This is a genomic window from Pseudomonas sp. Colony2, assembly GCF_019382755.1.
Classification (GTDB): domain Bacteria; phylum Pseudomonadota; class Gammaproteobacteria; order Pseudomonadales; family Pseudomonadaceae; genus Aquipseudomonas.
Genome location: NZ_CP080030.1, coordinates 6,913,912 through 6,935,363, shown reverse-complemented (window position 1 = coordinate 6,935,363; position 21,452 = coordinate 6,913,912). Strand labels below are relative to the sequence as shown.

Below are 21,452 nucleotides of genomic sequence, written 5' to 3'. Positions count from 1 at the left end.
GCCGGTGCCTGAAGGAACAGCCTCATGTCGCGTATCGACCGTAAAGACCAGATCATCGCCGCCGCCCTGGAGCTGTTTCGCAGCAAAGGGTTTGCCGATGTTTCCACCCGCGACCTGGCGGAGCATGCCGGGCTGTCCCGCAGCCACGTCTATCACTACTTCAGCGACTGGAAAGAACTGCGCCGCGAAGCGTTCGTGCGGTTCGCCAACGAGCAACTGGACGAGGTGAGGGCGCCGCTGGTGGATCTGCCACCATTGGAAGCCCTCGAAGGGTTCCTGCGTGACTGCCTGCCCTCCACGGCAGGCGCCGGTTGGGCGCTGTGGCTGGATGCCTGGGACGAAGCCATGCATGACGAGCCATTGGCCCAGGCCTACCTGGTGATCAACGCTCAATGGCAAGCCATGCTCGCCGAGATCATCGAGCAAGGTGTGGCGGCCAAAGTGTTCCGCTGTGAGTCGCCCAAGCGCGCTGCGCGACAACTCTTCGCCGTAGCGATGGGCTATGCCGATGACTTGTTGCTCAAACCCTCCGTTGAGTCAGCTGAAGCGGTGATGGATGAGGTGATGGAAGTGGCGGGGCTGCTCCTGGCGTTGCCTAGGACGCGCTAGCAGGGCGGTACTGCAAGGCCTCCGCCAGATGATGGCGGGCGATGGCTTCCACTTGTTCCAGGTCGGCCAGGGTGCGGGCGACCTTGAGCAGGCGATGGGCTGCCCGCAACGACAGCGTCAGCCGTTCGCAGGCGCTTTCCAGCCAGCCTTCATCAGCCTTTTTCAGTTTGCAGTGCTGGCGTAGCCCCGGCAGGTCGAGAAACGCATTGGCGCAGCCCTGGCGCCGTTGTTGGCGGTCCCGGGCATCGGCGACGAGGACGGAGGCGCTGGCGGTGTCATCACCGGACTGTATGCCCGGGTTCAGCGCGGTGCTTTCCCGGGCGACGGTCACGTGCAGGTCAATCCGGTCCAGCAGCGGCCCCGAGAGTTTGTTGCGATAGCGCTGAATCTGCTCCGGCGTGCAGCGACAGCGCCCACTGGGCTCGCCCACATAGCCGCAAGGGCAGGGGTTCATTGCCGCCACCAACTGAAAGCGCGCCGGGAAACGCACCCGGTCGCGAGCGCGGGAAATCACGATATGCCCGGACTCGAGCGGCTCACGCAGCACCTCCAGGACCTTGCGATCAAACTCCGGCAACTCGTCGAGAAACAACACACCGTGATGGGCCAGGGTTATTTCCCCCGGCTGCGGTTTCGAGCCGCCGCCCACCAGCGCCGGGCCGGATGCCGAATGATGCGGCTGGCGAAATGGCCGGTGTGGCCAATGGCTCAGCGGCGCCAGGCTGACCACCGATTGAATCGCCGCCACCTCCAGCGCTTCCTGTTCACTCAAGGGCGGCAACAACCCCGGCAGACGGCTGGCGAGCAACGTCTTACCGGTGCCCGGTGGCCCGCTGAGCAACAGGTTGTGGGCGCCCGCCGCAGCGATCAACAGCGCACGCTTGGCTGCCAGTTGGCCCTGCACTTCACTCAGGTCCGGGTAGGGTTTGTTCAAGTACATCAGGCCGCTGGAGACGAAGGGCTCGATCGGCACGTGACCGTTCAGGTGCGCCACCACTTGCAGCAGATGATCCACCGCAATCACCTTCAACCCCGAAGCCAGGCAGGCTTCCTCGGCATTGGCCCGTGGCACGATCAAGGTGCGCCCGGCCTTGCGCGCCGCCAGGGCTGCCGGCAACACACCTTTCACCGGCCGCACCTCACCGGACAGCGCCAACTCGCCCAGGCATTCCACGTTATCGAGGGTCAGCGCGGGTACCTGCACGCTGGCGGCGAGAATCCCCAGGGCAATCGCCAAATCAAAACGCCCGCCGTCCTTGGGGAGGTCGGCGGGTGCGAGATTGAGGGTGATGCGGCGGGACGGGTATTGCAGCGCAGAATTGAGAATGGCGCTGCGCACGCGGTCTTTGCTTTCCTTGACGGCGGTTTCCGGCAGGCCCACCAGCGTCAGCGACGGCAAGCCGTTGGCCATGTGCACCTCGACAGTGACGGCGGGCGCTTCGACGCCTATCTGGGCGCGGCTGTGGACGATGGCGAGGGACATGCTGGTTCCTTGAAATGAGTGGCCGCTTCCTGCGGTTTTTCAAGGGTAGTTGAGTGATGGCGACGCGCGGCGGCGAGGTTTTACAGAACGTATCGCGCTAGCGGTCCGACGGCGGCACACACAGAAACTCTTTCGCCAGCGTCAACCACGCCTGCGCCGCAAACGACAACTTGCACTGCCGACGCCACGCCAGCATCAGCCTCCAGTTCAGCGCCGGCGACTGTATTTCCGCGATGCTGAACTGGCTCGCATCAAGGGTTTCGCAGAATGCCCGGGGCAGCAGGGTGATGCCCACGCCCAGTCGTACCAGGGAGGCGATAAAGTCCCATTGGCTGCTGCGGCCACTGATCCGCGGCTCAAAACCGGCTTGTGCACAGGCATCAAGTACGAATTGGTTCAGGGTGAAGGTGTCATCGTAAAAGATGAATTCGCAGGCTTGCAGTTCGCTCAACTCCACCGAGCTGCGGCCTTGCCAGGGCGAGTCATGGGGCGCGAGCAGGCACAGTGGCGATTCGAACAAGGGCATGGATTCGAATTCGGACCAGATATCCGCCACGCGCGGCGAGTCAAGGATGGTGCCGAACTCCAGCGTGCCCTGGCGCAGATCCTGGATGGTGATATTGCCGCCGCTTTCGAACAGTTTCAGTTCGATCTTCGGGTAACGGGCGTGATACTCCGCAAAGATCGGCGCCAGTGCGAGGTGGGTAGAGGGCGAAAGCCCCATGCGCAGGGCGCCGCGCCCGACATGCTGCAAGTCTTGCAGCTCTACCGTCATTTCATCGTGCAGCGCGATCATTTCCTTGGCGCGCTTGAGCACAATTTCCCCGGCGTCCGTCAGGGTGAAGCGTTTTCCCATGCGGTCGAGCAGCTTCAGGCCAAGGCTCGACTCCAATTGCTGCACCATCTTGCTGACTGTTGGCTGGGTCAGGTGCAGCTTCACAGCGGCTTTGGTAAAGCTCTGCTGGTCGACGACTTCTACGAAATAACGGAGCGCCCGAATGTCCATCTTGCATTCCAATTTTGCATGGTTTTCATAATATTAATTCATTATATCTTTAAAAAATGGCTGGATAAGATTTGTTACATCTGTTCCCAGCCAGCGCTTCCATGACGCCTTAAGGGCCTTGCCAGACGCTTCCATGGCCAGATTTCTCGCAGTGTATGAATCAAAGGCAACGCTATTTCTGGAGAGCAACTGTGCTTAACAAAACGCGTCATTCTTTTTCCGGTTCTGATGAGATGTCTCAGGGAGCGCGCTTCGTTAAGGAGTTGCTGGCGCAGGCGCAGATCGAGGTCAACGGGCCATCGGCTGCCGATATGCAACTGCACCACAGTGCCACATTTGATCTCGCCCTGGCCAAGGGCAATCTGGGCCTTGGCGAGGACTACATGGATGGCGGCTGGGACGCCGAGGCACTTGATGAGTTTTTTTACCGCCTCATGCGCTCCGGCGTGATCGACCAGGCCAACCCGGCCACCTTGTTGTTTCACGCGTTCAGCTCCCGCTGGCTGAACCTGCAAAACAAGAAACGCGCCTGGCAAGTCGGCGAAGCACATTACGACCTCGGCAATGACTTCTACGCACGCATGCTCGACTCGCGCATGACCTACACCTGTGGCTACTGGAAAGATGCCACCACCCTGGAGCAGGCGCAGTTCGCCAAGCTGGACCTGATCTGTAAAAAACTGGGGCTCAAGCCGGGCATGCGCGTGCTGGATATCGGCTGTGGCTGGGGCAGTTTCATGAGCCATGCGGCCGAGCACTATGGGGTCGAGTGTGTCGGCGTGACCATCTCCAAGGAGCAGGCGGAGTGGGGGCGGGCCAAGTATTCACATCTGCCGATCGAGTTTCGTCTGCAGGACTATCGGGATATCGACGAGCAGTTCGACCATATCGCCAGTGTCGGCATGTTCGAGCATGTGGGGCGCAAGAACCATCGGGCGTATATGGAGGTCGCCAACCGCTGCCTGAAAGACGATGGGTTGTTCCTGCTACACACTATCGGCAAGAACCAACGCAACAGCACGCCGGATCCGTGGATCGACAAATACATCTTTCCCAACGGTGATTTGCCCTCGATCGGGCAGATCGGCGACGCCATGGACGGGTTATTTGTTGCCGAGGATTTGCACAACTTTGGCGCCGACTACGACAAGACGCTGATGGCCTGGTGTGAAAACTTCGAACTGGCGTGGCCGGATTTCGCAGACACCTTTGGCCAGCGCTTCTACCGGATGTGGCGCTATTACCTGCTGTCGTGTGCAGGGGCGTTTCGCGCGCGGGATATCCAGCTGTGGCAGTGGGTATTGTCGAAGAAGGGGGTTGTCGGCGGGTATCAGCGGGTGAGCTGAGGGTTGCAACGGTTTAACGGGGACAGGTGAAACCTGCCCCGGTTGGGCCGGCTTATTCGGCGGCAGGCGTCAATCGCGCTTCCAGCTCCGCCACCTTGGCCTCAAGGCTTTCCAACCGCGCCCGAGTGCGCGCCAGCACCACCATCTGGCTATCAAACTCTTCCCGGCTTACCAGGTCCAGCTTGCTGAAACCGCTTTGCAGCAGTGCCTTGAACTGGCTTTCAATTTCATTGCGTGGCAGCGGCGTGTCGCTGCTGAACAGGCGGGAGGCGTGGCCGCTCAGGGCGTCGAGGAGGTCTTTGGGCGCGAGCATGGGAAATAGTCCGGAAAATCTGTTGGCCGGCAGTGTATCACGCAGCGTCTATAGTCTTTTCCAGCCCCTGCGGCGCACGCTTTTCGCGCATGAGGACGGGCGGTCGCGCACCGTTTTCGTGCGTATCTTCGCTGTCGTGGCGCCCGGTAGGTGGGCACAGGCGAACAAAGGACTGATTTCAGTGATTTTTACGGAGCTGGCAAGCTTTCTGCTTAGACGATCATGACCCATGCACTGATGCAGTCGCTGTGACGATGCAGTGCGCCGACGGACCAGCGGTACATGTTTCGTCACCAGTGGTTAGCGAGCGTCGCAATGGCAAATGCCAGGGCGACGAAGCGTTACAAAGCCAGGCACTGCGCTTAGACTTGAGACGGGTTTGTTTTCCTGGGGCAAGTCCACCAATTCGGGAGAGAGTTTTCATGAAGCTAGTCACTGCCATCATCAAGCCGTTCAAGTTGGACGATGTACGCGAGTCACTGTCCGAGATCGGCGTGCAGGGCATTACCGTTACTGAGGTCAAAGGCTTCGGTCGGCAGAAGGGTCACACCGAGCTGTATCGCGGCGCGGAATACGTGGTCGATTTCCTGCCAAAGGTGAAGATTGATGTCGCCATTGACGACAAGGATCTTGACCGGGTTATCGAGGCGATAACCAAGGCCGCCAACACCGGCAAGATCGGTGACGGCAAGATCTTCGTGGTCAATCTGGAACAGGCTATTCGCATCCGTACCGGCGAAACCGATACCGACGCAATCTAAGCCGCCAAACCCCAACGCCCCAGGAGAAAACAATATGACTCTGCGTAAATTCGCAGGGCTAGGAGCCCTGTTGTCCCTCGTAATGCCGGCCCTGGCCATGGCGGCGGACCCAGTACCTGCTCCAGTCCTCAATTCCGGCGACACCGCGTGGATGCTCACGTCCACCGCGCTGGTGCTGTTCATGACCATTCCAGGCCTCGCGCTGTTCTACGGCGGCATGGTTCGCTCCAAAAACATTCTTTCCGTGATGATGCAGTGCTTTGCCATCACCGGCCTGATCACCATCCTGTGGTTCGTGTACGGCTACAGCATGGCGTTCGACACCACCGGTATGGAAGCAGGCGTCGTCAACCTCAACTCGTTTGTGGGTGGCTTGTCCAAACTGTTCCTCTCGGGTGTGACCCCGGCCAGCATCACCGGCCCGGCGGCGTTGTTCCCTGAGGCCGTGTTCGTGACCTTCCAGATGACCTTCGCGATCATCACCCCGGCGCTGATCGTCGGTGCATTCGCCGAGCGGATGAAGTTCTCCGCGATGCTGATCTTCATGGGCGTCTGGTTCACCCTGGTCTACGCACCGATCGCCCACATGGTATGGGGCGGTCCGGGTTCGTTGCTGGGCGACTGGGGCGTGCTCGACTTCGCAGGCGGCACCGTGGTGCACATCAACGCCGGTGTGGCCGGCCTGGTAGCGTGCCTGGTACTCGGCAAGCGTAAAGGCTTCCCAACCACCCCAATGGCCCCGCACAACCTCGGTTACACCCTGGTGGGCGCGGCCATGCTGTGGGTCGGCTGGTTCGGCTTCAACGCCGGCTCCGCTGCTGCGGCCAACGGCACTGCCGGCATGGCGATGCTGGTGACCCAGATCGCTACCGCTGCTGCGGCCCTGGGCTGGATGTTCGCCGAGTGGGTCACCCACGGCAAACCGAGCGCACTGGGCATCGCCTCGGGTGTGGTTGCGGGCCTGGTGGCAATCACCCCAGCCGCTGGCACCGTGGGCCCTATGGGTGCCCTGGTGATCGGCCTGGCTGCCGGTGTGGTGTGCTTCTTCTGCGCCACTACCCTGAAACGCAAACTGGGCTACGACGACTCCCTGGACGCCTTCGGCGTGCACGGTATCGGCGGTATCCTCGGCGCGATCCTGACCGGCGTGTTCGCCGCACCGTCGATGGGTGGCTTCAACGCCGCTACTACCGACATTGCCGCACAGGTCTGGGTTCAGGCCAAAGGCGTCGGCTTCACCGTCATCTACACCGCTATCGTGACGTACATCATCCTCAAGGTGCTGGACGTGGTGATGGGCCTGCGGGTGACCGAAGAAGAAGAGGCGGTTGGCCTCGATCTGGCGCAACACAACGAGCGCGGCTACAACTTGTAAGTACGCGAAAAAAAGATGCCCGGCTTGCCGGGCATTTTTTTGCCTTGGGTTTGTCTGTGGCTAAAGGTGTATGGGTTTTTTTGCGACTTTGTGATGGGATCCGCACTGCACTTTTCAGTGTGCGAATGTCTTACAGGCATGTAGGCGTATTCGGCACTTTGTTTTTTCCCTGAGCGCGCTAGAATGCGCGCCGATAGGCGGAGAACTGTATGTGGCAACAGACCCTGATAACCCTGCGGGCCAAGCCCCGGGGCTTTCATCTGGTGACGGACGAGTTGCTCGCCGGCCTGCCTGAATTGAAGGCCTGTCGGGTGGGACTGTTGCATTTGTGGCTGCAGCACACCTCGGCCTCGTTGACGGTCAACGAGAATGCCGACCCGGCGGTTCGCCGTGACTTCGAGCGTTTTTTCAATGCGCTGGTGCCGCAAGGCACGGCGGGATATGAACACAACGACGAGGGTCCGGATGATCTGCCGGCGCACTTCAAGGCCAGTCTGCTGGGCTGTCAGCTGAGTTTGCCGGTAAGGGCCGGCCGCTTGGCGATGGGGACCTGGCAAGGTGTTTATCTGGGCGAGCACCGTGATCATGGCGGTGCTCGTAAAGTCCTCGCCACCTTGCACGGTGATGGGGCATAAGCCACTGGTTAACCGGTGGATGTTGATTTTTTTCCGGCGGCCGTCGACAGGCGGCGAAGCTGGGCTATAACTAATCTGCTTTTCGCAAGTCATGAGGTAGAACATGAGCGACGATGATCTGGAAAACGACGACCTCGAAGTAGGCGACGACGACGAAACCGAAGAAGGTCTTGAGGCGGCTGCCGAAGACGTGGCTGACGACGACGGTGGCGACGATGCACCGGTCCCGGCAGCCAAGGGCAAGGCCAAGGCTGCAGTGTCGGTTGACGAGTTGCCGAGCGTAGAAGCCAAGAACAAAGAGCGCGATGCGCTGGCCCGGGCGATGGAAGAATTCCTCGCCAAAGGCGGCAAAGTGCAGGAAGTCGAGGCTAACGTGGTGGCAGATCCACCGAAGAAGCCGGATAACAAGTACGGTAGCCGGCCTATCTAAGGCCTGCTGTTTGCTTGCTGAAAAAGCCCGCCGTCGCTGCGGGCTTTTTCATGGGCGCTACAAAATGGTCAGGGCCAACACCCATCCAAGGATGAAGAGCGTGTGTGGCGAGGGAGCTTGCTCCCGTTGGGGCGCGAAGCGGCCCCTGGTTGGGTCGACGCGGTCTTTCAGAAAGGCCGTCGTGGCTGGTTCAGGGGCCGCTTCGCAGCCCAGCGGGAGCAAGCTCCCTCGCCACAAAAGCCCGTCATCATCAGGTTATGCGTTCCAGCGGGCTAGCACGTCGGGTAGCTCGGTCAGGCTGCGAATCTCGGCATCCGGCAATTTCTCGGCCTCCCAGGCCTTGCCTGCCGGGTTGAACCACACCGCCCGCAGCCCCGCCTGCTGCGCACCGGCAATGTCATCCCCTGGATGGTCACCCACATGCACTGCCGCGCCCGGCGCTACGCCACCGCGCTGCAAAGCTTCCTGAAACAACCGCGCATCCGGCTTGGCAATACCAATGTCTTCAGCCCGGAGTGCAAAGTGGAAGTAGTCCGCCAACCCCACACGTTGCACATCGGCATTACCGTTGGTAATCACCCCCAGCAGATAGTCGCGGCGCAGTGCTTGAAGCATCGGTTCCGCTTCGGGGAATACTGTGAGTTGATGCCGGGCATGGATGAACGCTTCAAAGCACACATCCGCCATCTGCGCCGCTTCCGGCAGCGGGTACCCGGCTTCCTCGAAGGCGTATTGCAGCACCTTGTGACGCAACACGCTGATGCGATATTTCAGCTCGGGATGACGCTCCAGCACCTGCTGGCGCAGGCTGGCAAACTTCTCCAGGGGCAAGTCGCCCACCTTGGTGGCGTGGGTCGCCAGCCACTCGCGCATCGATGCCTCGGCGCTGATGATGACCGGCACGTTATCCCAGAGCGTATCGTCCAGGTCGAAGGTGATCAGCTTGATGCTCATGAGTCACTGCCCTTAATGCGTTTGGCCCGTGGATGGGCGCTGTCGTACACCGTTGCCAGGTGCTGGAAGTCCAGGTGGGTGTAGATCTGGGTGGTCTTGATGTCGGAGTGGCCCAGCAGTTCTTGCACCGCACGCAGGTCCTGGGAGGACTCCAGCAAGTGGCTGGCAAAGGAGTGCCGGAGCATGTGCGGGTGCAGGTTCTGCCCCAGCTCGCGCTCGCCGGCGGCCTTGACCCGCACTTGTATGGCCCGGGGCCCGAGGCGCCGGCCTTGCTGGCTGATAAACACCGCGTCGTCCGCCGGGTTGGCCAGGGCGCGCAGGGGCAGCCACAGCAGCAAGGCTTCGCGGGCCTTCTTGCCCACCGGCAATACGCGGGTCTTGCTGCCTTTGCCGAGCACTTGCACCAGGCCATCCGCCAGGTCCAGTTGATCGAGGTTAAGCCCGGTCAGCTCCGACAGGCGCAGGCCCGAGGAGTAGAAGAGTTCGAGGATTGCCTGGTCGCGATGGGCCAGGAAGTCGTCCTCCACGGCGCCATCGAGCAATTGCAGGGCGCGATCCGTGTCGAGGGTCTTGGGCAGGCGGCGTTCGCCCTTGGGCGGCGCCAGGCCGTTGGCCGGGTCGTGGTCGCACAGGCCTTCGCGGTTCAGGTAGTGATAGAGGCCGCGTACCGCCGACAGCAGGCGCGCCAGGCTGCGGGAGGATTGGCCTTGCTGGTGCAGGCGGGCGATCAGGCTGCGCAGACCCTGGATGTCCAGGGCCTTCCAGCTGCCGATGTGTTGTTTCTCGCAGAACGCCAGGACCTTGTTCAAGTCCCGCCGGTAGGCTTCCAGGGTATGCGGCGACACCTGGCGCTCGCTGCGCAGGTGAGCGCAGTAGGCGTCCAGTTGTCGTTCCATGGCTAGCGCACCGCGCGCAATGCGCTGGTGAAGCGTGGCAGGACGCGGCCCAGCACTTCGGCGATGTAGCTCAGGAACAGCGTGCCCACCGAGCTTTTGTAATGCTGCGGATCACGGCTGGCGATGGCCAGCACGCCATGCAAACCTTGATGACTGAGGGCAACCACGGCGGTGGAGCCGATCTGCTGGCGCTGCTCGGCGCCAAACAGGAAGTCCAGCTCATGCTCGCGCAAGGTGCCGCTGATGGTCTTGCCTTCGGACAGCAGGCCGCCAATCGCGGTCTGGGCATCGCTGCCGCTGACCCAGCGACCCACCGGCATCGGGTTGTCGCTGAACAGGATCAGGCTGACAAAGGGCACCTGGAAGTCCTGGCGCAGGCTGTCTTCGACGGCGATCACCGCTTCTTCCAGGCTGGCGGCGTCCATCAGGGTCAGGACCAGGCGGCGAGTCTTGTCGAACAGGCGGTCGTTGTCGCGGGCCACATCCATCAGCTGCGAGAGCCGATGGCGCATTTCGATATTGCGCTCGCGCAGGATCTTCATCTGCCGCTCCACCAGCGACACGGTATCGCCGCGCTGGTGGGGAATACGCAGGGCCGGCAGCAGTTCTTCGTGTTCGACGAAGAAGTCCGGGTTAGCCTCCAGATACGCCGCAACGGCTGCGGCCTCCAGACTTTCGCTTGGGGATGCTTGCGCGGGTACTTGAGGCTTATCAGTCATTAGATTTGCTCACTCATAGACGGACCTGTCCTTCGTAGACGCGGGTGGCCGGGCCGGTCATTTTCACCGGTTGGCCGGGGCCTGCCCATTCGATGGACAGGCGTCCACCGGGCAGGTCGATCAGCAGCGGCGAATCCATCCACCCCTGGCTGATCGCGGCTACGGCAGCGGCGCAGGCGCCGGTACCGCAAGCCTGGGTTTCGCCGGCCCCGCGTTCCCAGACGCGCAACTGCGCACGGGAACGGTCGATGACCTGCAGGAAGCCCACATTGACCCGCGCGGGAAAGCGCGGGTGGTTTTCGATCTTCGGCCCCAGTTCATGCACCGGCGCGTTGTTGATGTCATCCACCCGCAGCACGGCATGGGGGTTGCCCATGGACACGGCAGCCAGGTTGACGGTCTTGCCGTCCACGTCCACCGGGTAGCTCAGGGCTTGCTCGGTGGCCTGGAACGGAATGTCCGCCGGCACCAGCCGTGGCGCGCCCATGTTGACGCCGATCTGGCCGTCGCTGCGAATATCCAGCTCGATGATGCCGCTTTTGGTCTCGACGCGAATCTGCCGCTTGGCGGTCAGGCGCTTGTCCAGGACAAAACGGGCGAAACAGCGGGCACCATTGCCGCACTGTTCCACTTCGGAGCCATCGGAGTTGAAGATCCGGTAGCGGAAATCCACTTCCGGGTTACTCGGCGCTTCCACCAGCAACAATTGGTCGAAGCCGACACCGGTGTGCCGGTCGCCCCACAGCTTGGCGTGCTTGGGCAGGATGTGCGCGTGCTGGCTGACCAGGTCGAGGACCATGAAGTCATTGCCCAGCCCGTGCATCTTGGTAAAACGCAGCAACATGACCTTACTCCGGCAGCAGGCTTTCGCCAGCAAACAACTCGGCTACCGTCTCGCGGCGACGCACTTCAAACGCTTGATCACCGTCCACCAGCACCTCGGCGGTACGCCCGCGGGTGTTGTAGTTGGAGCTCATGACAAACCCATAGGCACCGGCCGAATGCACGGCCAGCAGGTCGCCTTCTTCCAGGGCCAGCTGACGTTCCTTGGCCAGGAAGTCGCCGGTCTCGCAGATCGGGCCGACGATATCGTAGCTGCGGCCTTCGCCTGCGCGTGGCTTGACGGCCGTCACATTCATCCAGGCCTGGTACAGCGCCGGACGGATCAGGTCGTTCATCGCCGCGTCGACGATGGCGAAATCCTTGTGCTCGGTGTGCTTGAGGTACTCGACCTGGGTCAGCAGCAGGCCGGCGTTGGCGACGATGTAGCGGCCCGGCTCGAACATCAGCGTCAGGTCGCGGCCTTCGAGGCGCTCGCGCACGGCCTTGATGTAGTCGGACACCAGCGGCGGCTCTTCATCGCGATAACGCACACCCACGCCGCCACCGAGGTCGATGTGGTGCAGGTAGATGCCGCACTCGCCGAGGCGGTCGACCAGCGCCAGCAGGCGGTCGAGGGCGTCGAGGAACGGTGGCAGGCTGGTCAGTTGCGAGCCGATATGGCAGTCGACACCCAAGACTTCCAGGTTCGGCAACTGCGCGGCGCGGATGTACACGTCCTCGGCGTCGGCAATGGCGATGCCGAACTTGTTCTCTTTGAGACCGGTGGAAATGTACGGGTGAGTGCCGGCGTCGACGTCCGGGTTGACCCGCAGGGAGATCGGCGCGCGAACGCCCATCTCGGCGGCCACCACTTGCAGGCGCTCCAGCTCGTCGGTGGATTCGACGTTGAAGCAGTGCACGCCAACTTCCAGGGCGCGGCGCATGTCTTCGCGGCTCTTGCCGACACCGGAGAACACAATTTTGTCAGCCTTGCCGCCGGCGGCCAGTACACGCTCAAGCTCGCCCCGGGACACGATGTCGAAACCGGCGCCCAGGCGCGCCAGGACATTGAGTACACCCAGGTTGGAGTTGGCTTTTACGGCGAAGCACACCAGGCTCGGCGTGCCTTCCAGCGCATCGGCAAAGGAGCGGTATTGCGCTTCGATGTGGGCACGGGAGTACACGTAGGTCGGGGTACCAAAGCGCTCGGCGATGGCGGACAGCGCGACACCTTCCGCGAACAGCTCGCCGTCCCGGTAGTTAAAAGCGTCCATGATGTTCCCTTAGTAGGTGTCGTGCTTGTGCGCTTTGGTTTGCGACGATTGCGCCTGTTCATTCGGGTCTTTGCTGTCATCGGGCAGATACAGCGGGCCTTTTTGACCACAGGCACTAACGAGGCAAGCGACCGCGACGAGCGCAGCAAGGGAAGAGATCAGGCGCTTCATGGCGAAATCCTTGAATATGCATTAATTGCGCCCGAGTATACCGACCACCCGCCGGATTGCCTATGCGCCGAAATACCCGTCCGGCGGGGCTTTGCCGAGTTTGTTGCGATTGTGCTTACACCAATCGAGGATAATTCACACGGCTGTGGGTAATGAAATCGGTATCCTTTGCAATCATGATGGCGCGTCCGTATTGTGCGGCGCTTGAGCGAGACCAGACACTTTTCGAGGTTCCCACAATGAGTTTGACCGAAGCGCGTTTTCACGACCTGGTGGATGCGACCCAGCAAGCGCTGGAGGATATTTTCGACGACAGCGGCCTGGATGTGGACCTGGAGAACTCGGCCGGTGTGCTCACCGTCAAGTTTGAAAATGGCACCCAATTGATTTTCAGCCGCCAGGAGCCACTGCGTCAGCTATGGCTGGCGGCGCGTTCCGGTGGTTTTCACTTCGATTACGATGAAGAAGAAAAACGCTGGACCCACGACACCACCGATGAGCTGCTGAGCGAAATGCTCGCGCGCCTCACCCAGGAACAAGCCGGCGTCGAGCTGGACTTCGACGAGATCTGATCGTGACGCAGCCCGTTCCCGTACGCCCGCCCAAGCCGCTGTTCAGCAATGTCAGCCCGGCGGTGCCGTCACCTTGTATCAGTTTATGTCGGCTGGATGAGCACAAAATCTGCCTCGGTTGCTTCCGTCATGTGGAAGACATCCGCGAATGGCGCTCTGCCGACGATGCGCGACGCCGCGTGATCGTCGCCCAGGCCGAGCAGCGCAGGACCTGCGCCTGAGGCCGTCTTGTTTATTTATTGTGCTGTGGTAGTGTCCGGATACACCTCAACTCATCGAGGTCCGTGAGAACCCCGCCTTTTCCTGGCGGGGTTTTGCTTTTTTGTGCAGAAAAAAGGAGTCTGCCTGAATCATGACCGCACCTTCCATCATCCTCACCCGTCTTGACGTGCAGCGTCTTGAGCAACTGATCGACCGTGTCGGCGAGGCGTCGCCGGGCGTTGAAGCCCTGCAACACGAACTCGACCGCGCCGAAGAAGTGGTTGGCCACGATGAAGTGCCTGCATCTGTCGTGACCATGAACTCCAGCGTGCATTGCCGTGAACAAGGCAGTGGCAAGGACTATCACCTGACCCTGGTCTACCCCAAGGACGCGAACGCCGACGAAGGCAAAATCTCGATCCTGGCGCCGGTGGGCAGTGCATTGCTGGGCCTGCAAGTCGGCCAGCACATCGACTGGCCAGCACCGGGTGGCAAGACCCTCAAGCTTGAATTGCTCAGCGTTGAAGGCCAGCCAAAAGACGGCGGCGCCTTTCCTCTCTAAACCTGGTTCAGCGCTTCATTGAGCGCCAGTTCCAGATCAGCCTTGTAGCGCAGGTACAGATTGCTCGGGCTTTGAACATCACCGAGCAGGCCGGACAGGTCCAGATCGGTGATGTAGCAGCGGTAACGCTCGGCTTCCCGGCGTTGCCCGACGATTTGCTGGGCGACCACCGCAAACAGTTGGTCGCCAAATTCCAGCTCGGAAAACTCCCGTTGATTGCAGTACAAGGTGATCCCCACCTGGCCCGGTGCTGCCTTGCCGATAATCGCCTGCACGTCGTAGAACGGCTTGTTGGCCGGGGTTTGCGGCGCTGGGCGCGGTTCGGCCCGCCGTGCACGGCCGCTGCCTGACGGCAACAGCTGGTAATACAGGATTTGCACCGCGCCGAAGGGCTGTTGCGGGTCCAGCGGCAGCAGCGCATCGCGGCGATAAATGATCGACTGCAGGAAGCGCTGCAACGGCACCAACAGGCTTTGCTCGTCGTGGAACGGCAGGCGCTGCTGCCAGAGCGCGTTGAACTCATCCAGCACGTACAGCTCGGCAACCCCGTCGTTGATCCGGTAGAACACCTGCACACAGTCGGGCAGGCCCATGGGCAGCAGCAGCGCCAGGTCGTGGTCTTCCAGGGCCATGGTGTCCAGGTGCAGCGGGCTGTAGCTGGCCAGTTCCTCACTGAGGTAGGCGATCAGCGCGTCCTGGGTCGCCAGTGACACATGGTTGGCCTGGCCGGGTGTCAGCTCCATCACGTGGTAGTGCTGTTGCACCTGCACCAGGTAGCGATGGTTTTCCTGGCCCAGCAGCAGGTTTTGCGCAGTGTCGAAGATTTCTTCCACGCGCTGGGCAATGAACTGCGCGCGGTTGTGGCAGAAACAGCGCACCCGCAAGCGCGGCAAGTGATTGGGCGGTAGCTGATTGAGGTAGTCGCGCAGGCAATCGAGCAGCGCGTGGGGGCCGTCATAGCGGCTGACCATCACCTCGTTCCAACTGTTGAGCGTGACCTGGTCCAGGGTCAGCACCAGGTTTTCCCGTACGCCCGCGTAACTCAGGGAGTCGGTGCGCTCGGTGGTCATCAGGATGTTCAGGTCGCGATGATGCTTGAGCGGGTCGACGCCGACGTTGATCAGCAGCAGCACTTCCTCGGGCACTGCCGAGCTCAGCAGGCGGTCTTCATCGACGCTGGCCAGGGGCAGGACGACAGTTTGTTGCAGGCTGCCCAGCAGGTTGAACAGCTCGAATTCGGTCATGTCACTGCTGCCGGGATGCAGCGCCAGGCGGGTACTGCTGTCGATCACGCCGTTGCGGTGGCACCAGGTGAGCATTTCCAGCAAATCGCGGCTGCGCTTGATCGGCGCGAAGTGTTCCCATTCCAGGGCGGTCAGGCTGCCGTTGTACAAGCCCCAATGATGCTGGCCGGGCTCTTTGCGGTTGGGCGACTGCACCAGGGTCAGGGTGTCTTCGGCAAGGTCGGGCGCAATGCCGGGGTTGATGAATTCGACCTTGCCGGCCTTGCGCTCGAAGGCGGCGTACAGGCGCCGGCCCAGCACATTGAGATCGCGCTTGTTGATCAGGCTGACGGTCTGTTCGGTGCGGGCAAACTGGGTCAGGAAGCGATAGCTGTAGTTCAGCTCGTTGACCAGCGCCCGGCGCTCGGAGGCCACCTGGCGGACTTTCCATTGGCTGCGGCTGTCCAGCAGGGCCAGTTGGCGCTGGTCCCAACCCCATTCGCTGGCCAGGCGCTCCAGCAGCAAACGCTGCCACCCGGTGCGCTGGCCCGCGCTGAGCTTGCGGTTGACCTTCAGGTACAGGCTGCGCCGCACCAGTTCCAGGCGTTCCGGCTCATTACGGGCCTTGAGGTACTCCTCGATCCGGCGGTAGACGACGATGTACGGGTCCAGTTCGTCCAGGTCCAGCTGATTGGCAAACACAGCGCGCTTGAAGCGCAGGCTCAGGCACTGCACCTTCGGGTGCTCGCTGGCGTAGACCTCGGTCAGCAGGAGTTTCAGTACTGATTTGTAGGGCGATTCGATGCCCTTGAACAACTGCCACAAGCCGGCACCGATAAATTCACCCGGCGGGATGTGCGCCAGGTGGCCCAGGTCGAGGGTTTCATCGGCGCGAATAAAGCGTTTGGAAATCAGCGCGTGGGTGAAGTCGGCATAGCGGGTTTCTTCGTACACCGGCACCAGCCACCAGATCGGCGTGCGCCCGGCCAGCCAGATGGCGGTGCGGTAGAACTCGTCCAGCAGCAGGTAATGCTGGCTGGTGCCGCAGTCTTCTGAACTCAGTTGGGTGTCGCGCTCGCCCTGGATAAACCGCGTCGGCTCGATCAGGAAGAAGTGCGCCTCGGCGCCCATGCTCAGGGCCCAGGTTTCGAGCAGTTGGCATTTCTTGCGCAACTCGGCCAGCTCGTTCTCGCTGAGATCGGCCGCATGGCAGACCCACACGTCCATATCACTTTGATCGGCCTGGGCCAGGGTTCCCAGGCTGCCCATCAGGAACAGGCCGTGAATCGGCCGCGGTGGGTTGCCGTGGCGGGGCTTGTAGGAAAACGTGCGGGTCAGGCGCTGGGCCTCGGCCAAGGCTTGCGCGTCGGGTTCAAAATTCGACAGGCCGGCCGGCGTGCTGCCCGACACATAGCCCGGCAACAGCGGGTGATTCACGTGGAAAAACAGCGGCAGCAGGGTCAATACGCTTTGCTGGCGTGGCGTCAGCCCCTCGACGGCCCGGGCCATGCGGCCTTCGTTCATGGCCAGAAACCGCGCGCGTAACTGGGCCAGCACCTTGCGGTCGATGCCTTCGTCCAGGTCGGGGCGGATTTCGTGGGTGCGGGTCATGTCGAACTCGGTGGCTCGCAGGGCCCGACGTGGGCGGCCGTGTGGGAGTTTACAGCCAGTAGCGTAGGAGGTTTAGAGGGAATTTGTTTTTGACGCCGGAATTTTATCCCGGGCGCGGGAATGCCCGCGGAATCCGTGAAGAGAGGATCCCGTGGGCGATACGAGGTGTCAGGCGGCTTCTTTGGCGGTCGTCAGAATAGTCAGCAGGCTTTGTGCGTGTTCGGCAGCGTCCCGGCCGAGGCTGGTGAGGTAACCACCGTCTGGCTGGTCGATCAGGTCTTTATCAAACAGGCGCCGGGCGGCGGCAATGGCAGTGGGAGCGGCAGTCTGATGAACTTTCAGACCTTCCTGGGAGCTGCCCAGGTTGAAGAGTGCAAGGATTTCCAGTTCGGCAACCAACTCAGGGGTATACGACATAAGGACTCCAGACTTTCTAGGAATTTTTAGACGTTAGCAGCCATAAGGTGAACGCACTTGGGCGAGCTGTCCAGTCGGAACTCATGCGGTGTTGATGTGGGGCAGGATTGTGGCCAGCAAGAGTTTGCTGGCCAGCGCGGTGTGAGGCTTATTGCTTCTCGGGCGGCAGCTCCGGCAGCGCACGCAACGCAGTTTCATACCATTCGGTATTGAAGGCGCGATCTTCTTCGAGCAGCGCGTCAATTTCGATGGCGAGGACGTGGGCCATCATTTGCAGGATGTCTTCGCGCTCGTAGCCCACCAGGGTCAGCTTGTTGAACGTGGCCTTGGCGGCGGGCGGGTTGTCGCTTTCGATCTGGTTTTCGATCGCTTCAATCAAGGTGGTCTCGGCGAACTCTTCTTCGTCGTTGTCGATATCGGTTGGCTCGCTCATGGCAGGCTCCTGGAGGAAAGGGCGCCAGTCTACCCCCATTCACTCGGCTGATGCTGCTGGCCAGGCGCGGCCTCCCGATCTATAACCACTGCTGCCAACCCCGTACACGGCCTGGAGGCTTTGTGATGCTCAAGCTTTATGGATTTTCGGTCAGCAACTACTACAACATGGTCAAACTGGCGCTGCTGGAGAAAGGGCTGCCCTTCGAAGAGGTGCCGTTCTACGCAGGCCAGACCCCTGAAGCCTTGGCCGTGAGCCCCCGGGGCAAGGTGCCGGTGCTGGGTGTCGAGCAAGGGTTTATCAACGAAACCAGCGTGATCCTCGAATACCTCGAACAGACCCAGGGCGGACGATCGCTGCTGCCGAGCGAGCCGTTCCAGCGCGCCCAGGTGCTGGCGTTGTGCAGGGAAATCGAGCTGTACATCGAGTTGCCGGCCCGGGCGTGTTTTGCCGAGGCGTTTTTCGGAATGCCGGTGCCGGAGGCGATCAAGGAAAAGTCCAGGGCGGAGTTATTGCTGGGGATCGCATCGCTGGGGCGGCACGGGAAGTTTGCGCCGTATGTGGCAGGAGACAGCTTCACGATTGCGGATTTGTATTTTGTGTACAGCGTGGACCTGGCCTGTGCCGTGGCCGGGAAGCTGTTCGGGCTGGATCTGTTGGCTGAGTTGCCGAAGGCCAAGGCGTTGCTGGAGCGCTTGCAGGCGCTGCCGAATGCCCAGCGGGTGGCGGCGGACAAGGAAGCGGCGATGCCGGCGTTTATGGCGATGATTGCTGCGAAGAAATAAAAACTGCTTTTGTGGCGAGGGAGCTTGCTCCCGATGGGCAGCGGAGCGGCCCCAAAATGGGACTGCTGCGCAGTCCAACGGGAGCAAGCTCCCTCGCCACAGGTTCAGTGTTTGCCCTTGTTTGCAGGGGTACTTACCTTTGGGTTAGCGGCTGGCGAGCAATGCCTGGCCGCGAACCACGGCAGCCTTCACCTGCGCCGGCGCAGTCCCGCCGATATGGTTACGGGCATTCACCGAGCCTTCCAGGGTCAGCACCGCAAACACGTCCTGCTCGATCTGGTCGCTGAACTGGCGCAGTTCTTCCAGGCTCATTTCCGCCAGGTCCTTGCCGGTGTCCACGCCGTACTTCACGGCATGCCCGACGATCTCGTGGCAGTCGCGGAACGGCAGGCCACGGCGTACCAGGTAGTCCGCCAGGTCTGTGGCGGTGGAGAAACCGCGCAGGGCCGCTTCACGCATGATGGCGTGCTTGGGCTTGATCGCCGGGATCATGTCGGCAAAGGCACGCAACGAGTCGCGCAGGGTATCGGCGGCGTCGAACAGCGGTTCCTTGTCTTCCTGGTTGTCCTTGTTGTAGGCCAGCGGTTGGCCTTTCATCAGGGTCAACAGGCCCATCAGCGCACCGAATACACGGCCGCTCTTGCCGCGTACCAGCTCCGGCACGTCGGGGTTTTTCTTTTGCGGCATGATCGAGCTGCCGGTGCAGAAGCGGTCCGGCAGGTCAATGAACTGGAATTGCGCGCTGGTCCACAGCACCAGCTCTTCGGAGAAGCGCGACAAGTGCATCATCGCAATGCTGGCCGCGGCGCAGAATTCGATGGCGAAGTCACGGTCCGACACGCCGTCCAGGGAGTTGCCGCCCACGGCGTCGAAACCCAGCAGATGCGCGGTGTATTCGCGGTCGATCGGGTAGGTGGTGCCAGCCAGTGCAGCGCTGCCCAGAGGCATGCGGTTGGCGCGCTTGCGGCAGTCCACCAGGCGCTCGTAGTCGCGGCTGAGCATTTCGAACCAGGCCAGCAGGTGGTGGCCGAAGGTCACAGGCTGTGCGGTCTGCAGGTGGGTGAAGCCGGGCATGATGGTGCCGGATTCACGCTCTGCCTGCTCCAGCAGGCCTTTTTGCAGGCGGGTGATTTCTGCCAGGATCAGGTCGATCTCGTCCCGCAGCCACAGGCGGATATCGGTAGCCACCTGGTCGTTACGGCTGCGACCGGTGTGCAGTTTCTTGCCGGTCACACCGATGCGGTCGGTGAGGCGGGCCTCGATGTTCATGTGCACGTCTTCCAGGTCGACGCGCCAGTCGAAGGTGCCGGCTTCGATCTCGCCACGGATGGTGGTCAGGCCGTCGATGATGCTGTCGCGCTCGGCGTCGGTCAGCACGCCGACCTTGGCCAGCATCGTGGCGTGGGCGATCGAGCCCATGATGTCGTGGCGGTAGAGGCGCTGGTCGAAAGTGACGGAGGCGGTGAAGCGCGCGACGAAGGCGTCGACGGGTTCACTGAAGCGGCCGCCCCAGGACTGGTTGGTCTTGTCGGTGCTCATGGATTCGCTCGTGATCTGCTGGAAAGAGGGCATGAAAGTGTGGCGCCGATAATAACAGGGTTGCCCCCGGAGGCGACGATGCCGGGGCGGGGCATTTTTATTTGTTTCCAAGATGGCTAAGTGCCTTGCCCCCGGACTCGCGCAGGACGAGACTGGAGCCAGGACCGATCGGGGGGGAAACTTGCGGTCCTTGGTCAAACAAAGCGTGTTTATTGAAACGATATTTGACGATTGAGCAATATCGTCTTCGCCAGCGTCTACAGTTGCACTGATAGAGCTTCGCGCTGACGGAAGGTGCACTGCACCAATGCCGGGCGATGAGGTCGAACTCCAGGCTATCCATTAGAGAGGGGGTGTTCGTATTGTGTATCAGCAAACCCTACGACGATGCCCGAAGGCAGCAGGCTTTGGGCGCGATTGAACAGGTCCGGGTAAATATTGGTGCCACTCTCGGGGCACTTTTTGCCGCTCGCGCTAGTCTTAGCGTGGATCGCCGTGACGGAAGTCACCGCACCTGTCTACGCTATCCTTGTGCGAGACTCACGCAGGAATCCAGCGCAATATGAATGTCCTGATCGTTGATGACGAACCCCAAGCCCGCGAGCGACTGAGCCGTTTGGTCAGTGAACTCGAGGGTTACAATGTCCTTGAGCCGAGCGCCACCAGTGGCGAGGAAGCCTTGGCCCTTATTGACAGCCTCAAGCCGGACGTCGTGTTGCTCGACATCCGCATGCCGGGCCTTGATGGCTTGCAGGTGGCTGCCCGCCTGAGCGAGCGAGAATCGCCGCCTTCGGTGGTGCTGTGCGCCTCCCAGGATGAGTTCTCTTCCGAGGCCCTGGATGCCAGCGGCGCCAGTTTCCTGGTCAAGCCGATCAATGCCGATGCGTTGCTTCGCGCCTTGAAAAAGGCCGAGCGTCCCAATCGTGTCCAACTGGCAGCCTTGACCCAGCCCGCAGCCCAGGGCGGCAATGGGCCACGCAGCCATATCAGCGCCCGTACCCGCAAGGGCATCGAGTTGATTCCCCTGGACCAGGTGGTCTACTTCATCGCCGATCACAAGTACGTGACCTTGCGTCACGAGGCTGGTGAAGTGCTGCTCGATGAGCCACTCAAGGCGCTGGAAGACGAATTTGGCGACCGCTTTGTGCGCATCCACCGCAATGCGCTGGTGGCACGGGAGCGCATCGAGCGCCTGCAGCGCACGCCGCTTGGGCATTTTCAGCTGTTCCTGAAGGGCCTCAACGGTGACGCGTTGATCGTCAGCCGGCGCCATGTCGCCGGCGTGCGCAAGATGATGCAGCAGCTTTAGCCCGAG

Annotated in this window: 24 protein-coding genes; 11 read left to right on the top strand and 13 right to left on the bottom strand. The window is 61.5% G+C overall.

Annotated elements, in window-relative coordinates:
• The first annotated feature begins 24 nt into the window (after nt 1–24).
• The gene (locus JV201_RS28565) at nt 25–609 is read left to right on the top strand and encodes a TetR/AcrR family transcriptional regulator (protein WP_219406294.1); all 585 of its coding nucleotides are present in this window, start codon (nt 25–27) and stop codon (nt 607–609) included.
• On the opposite strand, the gene JV201_RS28560 is transcribed toward JV201_RS28565, so the two are convergent.
• Nucleotides 596–2,092 carry a YifB family Mg chelatase-like AAA ATPase gene (locus JV201_RS28560; RefSeq protein ID WP_219406293.1) on the bottom strand — a complete coding sequence of 499 codons (1,497 nt, stop codon included), beginning with the start codon at nt 2,090–2,092 and terminating at the stop codon, nt 596–598. The two genes, JV201_RS28565 and JV201_RS28560, sit on opposite strands and share 14 nt — an antisense overlap.
• 97 nt (nt 2,093–2,189) lie before the next feature.
• A complete protein-coding gene (locus JV201_RS28555; RefSeq protein WP_003208779.1) occupies nt 2,190–3,098 on the bottom strand; it encodes a LysR family transcriptional regulator in 909 nt (302 codons plus the stop codon).
• Between the two features lie 263 nt (nt 3,099–3,361).
• Between JV201_RS28555 and cfa the strand changes: the two genes are divergently transcribed.
• On the top strand, nt 3,362–4,444 hold the full coding sequence (cfa, locus tag JV201_RS28550; RefSeq protein WP_008439353.1) for a cyclopropane fatty acyl phospholipid synthase: 1,083 nt from the start codon (nt 3,362–3,364) through the stop codon (nt 4,442–4,444).
• A gap of 52 nt (nt 4,445–4,496) precedes the next feature.
• Here cfa and JV201_RS28545 read toward each other — a convergent pair whose 3' ends face one another.
• Nucleotides 4,497–4,706, bottom strand: coding sequence for an accessory factor UbiK family protein (locus JV201_RS28545; protein WP_371103568.1), 210 nt, complete (start codon nt 4,704–4,706; stop codon nt 4,497–4,499).
• A gap of 473 nt (nt 4,707–5,179) precedes the next feature.
• Here JV201_RS28545 and glnK point away from each other — a divergent pair, with 473 nt between their 5' ends.
• The 4 genes from glnK (at nt 5,180) to sutA (ending at nt 7,958) form a co-directional block, all read left to right on the top strand.
• Nucleotides 5,180–5,518: a P-II family nitrogen regulator gene (gene glnK, locus JV201_RS28540; protein WP_002555808.1), complete on the top strand. Its 339-nt coding sequence runs from the start codon at nt 5,180–5,182 to the stop codon at nt 5,516–5,518.
• 34 nt (nt 5,519–5,552) lie between these two features.
• A complete protein-coding gene (locus tag JV201_RS28535; protein ID WP_008439352.1) occupies nt 5,553–6,893 on the top strand; it encodes an ammonium transporter in 1,341 nt (446 codons plus the stop codon).
• 209 nt (nt 6,894–7,102) lie between these two features.
• Nucleotides 7,103–7,528, top strand: coding sequence for a secondary thiamine-phosphate synthase enzyme YjbQ (locus JV201_RS28530; protein WP_003208787.1), 426 nt, complete (start codon nt 7,103–7,105; stop codon nt 7,526–7,528).
• Between the two features lie 103 nt (nt 7,529–7,631).
• Nucleotides 7,632–7,958 (top strand): transcriptional regulator SutA, encoded by a 327-nt coding sequence (sutA, locus tag JV201_RS28525; protein WP_003208791.1) that lies wholly within the window; start codon nt 7,632–7,634, stop codon nt 7,956–7,958.
• A gap of 255 nt (nt 7,959–8,213) precedes the next feature.
• Here sutA and JV201_RS28520 read toward each other — a convergent pair whose 3' ends face one another.
• Genes JV201_RS28520 through JV201_RS28495 form a run of 6 tightly spaced genes read right to left on the bottom strand, consistent with a single transcriptional unit; the run spans nt 8,214 to nt 12,794 of the window.
• Entirely contained in the window at nt 8,214–8,912 is a 699-nt protein-coding gene (locus JV201_RS28520; RefSeq protein WP_008439351.1) for an HAD family hydrolase, read from the bottom strand.
• Nucleotides 8,909–9,808, bottom strand: coding sequence for a tyrosine recombinase XerC (xerC, locus tag JV201_RS28515; protein WP_008439350.1), 900 nt, complete (start codon nt 9,806–9,808; stop codon nt 8,909–8,911). Before xerC ends, JV201_RS28520 begins: the two co-directional genes overlap by 4 nt.
• Before the next feature lie 2 nt (nt 9,809–9,810).
• Complete coding sequence (locus JV201_RS28510; RefSeq protein ID WP_003208796.1) at nt 9,811–10,527, bottom strand: DUF484 family protein; 717 nt, start codon at nt 10,525–10,527, stop codon at nt 9,811–9,813.
• A gap of 13 nt (nt 10,528–10,540) precedes the next feature.
• A complete protein-coding gene (gene dapF, locus JV201_RS28505) occupies nt 10,541–11,371 on the bottom strand; it encodes a diaminopimelate epimerase (protein WP_008439347.1) in 831 nt (276 codons plus the stop codon).
• 4 nt (nt 11,372–11,375) lie between these two features.
• Nucleotides 11,376–12,623 (bottom strand): diaminopimelate decarboxylase, encoded by a 1,248-nt coding sequence (lysA, locus tag JV201_RS28500; protein ID WP_008439346.1) that lies wholly within the window; start codon nt 12,621–12,623, stop codon nt 11,376–11,378.
• Between the two features lie 9 nt (nt 12,624–12,632).
• Entirely contained in the window at nt 12,633–12,794 is a 162-nt protein-coding gene (locus tag JV201_RS28495; protein WP_003208801.1) for a lipoprotein, read from the bottom strand.
• 239 nt (nt 12,795–13,033) lie between these two features.
• Here JV201_RS28495 and cyaY point away from each other — a divergent pair, with 239 nt between their 5' ends.
• The 3 genes from cyaY to rnk all read left to right on the top strand — a co-directional run bounded on the left by cyaY (nt 13,034) and on the right by rnk (nt 14,129).
• The gene (cyaY, locus tag JV201_RS28490) at nt 13,034–13,366 is read left to right on the top strand and encodes an iron donor protein CyaY (protein WP_003208803.1); all 333 of its coding nucleotides are present in this window, start codon (nt 13,034–13,036) and stop codon (nt 13,364–13,366) included.
• Between the two features lie 2 nt (nt 13,367–13,368).
• Nucleotides 13,369–13,587, top strand: coding sequence for a DUF1289 domain-containing protein (locus JV201_RS28485; RefSeq protein ID WP_219406292.1), 219 nt, complete (start codon nt 13,369–13,371; stop codon nt 13,585–13,587).
• A 131-nt stretch (nt 13,588–13,718) separates the two neighbouring features.
• Complete coding sequence (gene rnk, locus JV201_RS28480) at nt 13,719–14,129, top strand: nucleoside diphosphate kinase regulator (protein ID WP_219406291.1); 411 nt, start codon at nt 13,719–13,721, stop codon at nt 14,127–14,129.
• Here rnk and JV201_RS28475 read toward each other — a convergent pair.
• From JV201_RS28475 to JV201_RS28465, 3 genes are all read right to left on the bottom strand, one after another.
• Entirely contained in the window at nt 14,126–16,963 is a 2,838-nt protein-coding gene (locus tag JV201_RS28475) for a class I adenylate cyclase (RefSeq protein ID WP_219406290.1), read from the bottom strand. The two genes, rnk and JV201_RS28475, sit on opposite strands and share 4 nt — an antisense overlap.
• 168 nt (nt 16,964–17,131) lie before the next feature.
• On the bottom strand, nt 17,132–17,380 hold the full coding sequence (locus JV201_RS28470; protein WP_003208812.1) for a TIGR02647 family protein: 249 nt from the start codon (nt 17,378–17,380) through the stop codon (nt 17,132–17,134).
• Nucleotides 17,381–17,528: 148 nt separating this feature from the next.
• Nucleotides 17,529–17,813, bottom strand: coding sequence for a hypothetical protein (locus tag JV201_RS28465; protein WP_003208814.1), 285 nt, complete (start codon nt 17,811–17,813; stop codon nt 17,529–17,531).
• 125 nt (nt 17,814–17,938) lie between these two features.
• Between JV201_RS28465 and JV201_RS28460 the strand changes: the two genes are divergently transcribed.
• Entirely contained in the window at nt 17,939–18,598 is a 660-nt protein-coding gene (locus tag JV201_RS28460) for a glutathione S-transferase family protein (protein WP_003208816.1), read from the top strand.
• 144 nt (nt 18,599–18,742) lie between these two features.
• Here JV201_RS28460 and argH read toward each other — a convergent pair whose 3' ends face one another.
• Nucleotides 18,743–20,137 (bottom strand): argininosuccinate lyase, encoded by a 1,395-nt coding sequence (gene argH / locus JV201_RS28455; protein WP_177123155.1) that lies wholly within the window; start codon nt 20,135–20,137, stop codon nt 18,743–18,745.
• 562 nt (nt 20,138–20,699) lie between these two features.
• Here argH and JV201_RS28450 point away from each other — a divergent pair.
• Nucleotides 20,700–21,446, top strand: coding sequence for a LytTR family DNA-binding domain-containing protein (locus JV201_RS28450; protein WP_003208820.1), 747 nt, complete (start codon nt 20,700–20,702; stop codon nt 21,444–21,446).
• The last annotated feature ends 6 nt before the right edge of the window (nt 21,447–21,452 follow it).

Bases quoted from the DNA above. Each gene is read 5' to 3' on its own strand.
- lysA (WP_008439346.1), bottom strand. From the start codon at position 12,623: ATGGACGCTTTTAACTACCGGGACGGCGAGCTGTTCGCGGAAGGTGTC.
- JV201_RS28535 (WP_008439352.1), top strand. From the start codon at position 5,553: ATGACTCTGCGTAAATTCGCAGGGCTAGGAGCCCTGTTGTCCCTCGTA.
- rnk (WP_219406291.1), top strand. From the start codon at position 13,719: ATGACCGCACCTTCCATCATCCTCACCCGTCTTGACGTGCAGCGTCTT.
- JV201_RS28530 (WP_003208787.1), top strand. From the start codon at position 7,103: ATGTGGCAACAGACCCTGATAACCCTGCGGGCCAAGCCCCGGGGCTTT.
- JV201_RS28565 (WP_219406294.1), top strand. From the start codon at position 25: ATGTCGCGTATCGACCGTAAAGACCAGATCATCGCCGCCGCCCTGGAG.
- xerC (WP_008439350.1), bottom strand. From the start codon at position 9,808: ATGGAACGACAACTGGACGCCTACTGCGCTCACCTGCGCAGCGAGCGC.
- JV201_RS28470 (WP_003208812.1), bottom strand. From the start codon at position 17,380: ATGTCGTATACCCCTGAGTTGGTTGCCGAACTGGAAATCCTTGCACTC.
- JV201_RS28495 (WP_003208801.1), bottom strand. From the start codon at position 12,794: ATGAAGCGCCTGATCTCTTCCCTTGCTGCGCTCGTCGCGGTCGCTTGC.
- cyaY (WP_003208803.1), top strand. From the start codon at position 13,034: ATGAGTTTGACCGAAGCGCGTTTTCACGACCTGGTGGATGCGACCCAG.
- JV201_RS28450 (WP_003208820.1), top strand. From the start codon at position 20,700: ATGAATGTCCTGATCGTTGATGACGAACCCCAAGCCCGCGAGCGACTG.
- sutA (WP_003208791.1), top strand. From the start codon at position 7,632: ATGAGCGACGATGATCTGGAAAACGACGACCTCGAAGTAGGCGACGAC.
- JV201_RS28520 (WP_008439351.1), bottom strand. From the start codon at position 8,912: ATGAGCATCAAGCTGATCACCTTCGACCTGGACGATACGCTCTGGGAT.
- dapF (WP_008439347.1), bottom strand. From the start codon at position 11,371: ATGTTGCTGCGTTTTACCAAGATGCACGGGCTGGGCAATGACTTCATG.
- JV201_RS28510 (WP_003208796.1), bottom strand. From the start codon at position 10,527: ATGACTGATAAGCCTCAAGTACCCGCGCAAGCATCCCCAAGCGAAAGT.
- argH (WP_177123155.1), bottom strand. From the start codon at position 20,137: ATGAGCACCGACAAGACCAACCAGTCCTGGGGCGGCCGCTTCAGTGAA.
- JV201_RS28475 (WP_219406290.1), bottom strand. From the start codon at position 16,963: ATGACCCGCACCCACGAAATCCGCCCCGACCTGGACGAAGGCATCGAC.
- glnK (WP_002555808.1), top strand. From the start codon at position 5,180: ATGAAGCTAGTCACTGCCATCATCAAGCCGTTCAAGTTGGACGATGTA.
- JV201_RS28555 (WP_003208779.1), bottom strand. From the start codon at position 3,098: ATGGACATTCGGGCGCTCCGTTATTTCGTAGAAGTCGTCGACCAGCAG.
- JV201_RS28460 (WP_003208816.1), top strand. From the start codon at position 17,939: ATGCTCAAGCTTTATGGATTTTCGGTCAGCAACTACTACAACATGGTC.
- JV201_RS28560 (WP_219406293.1), bottom strand. From the start codon at position 2,092: ATGTCCCTCGCCATCGTCCACAGCCGCGCCCAGATAGGCGTCGAAGCG.
- JV201_RS28465 (WP_003208814.1), bottom strand. From the start codon at position 17,813: ATGAGCGAGCCAACCGATATCGACAACGACGAAGAAGAGTTCGCCGAG.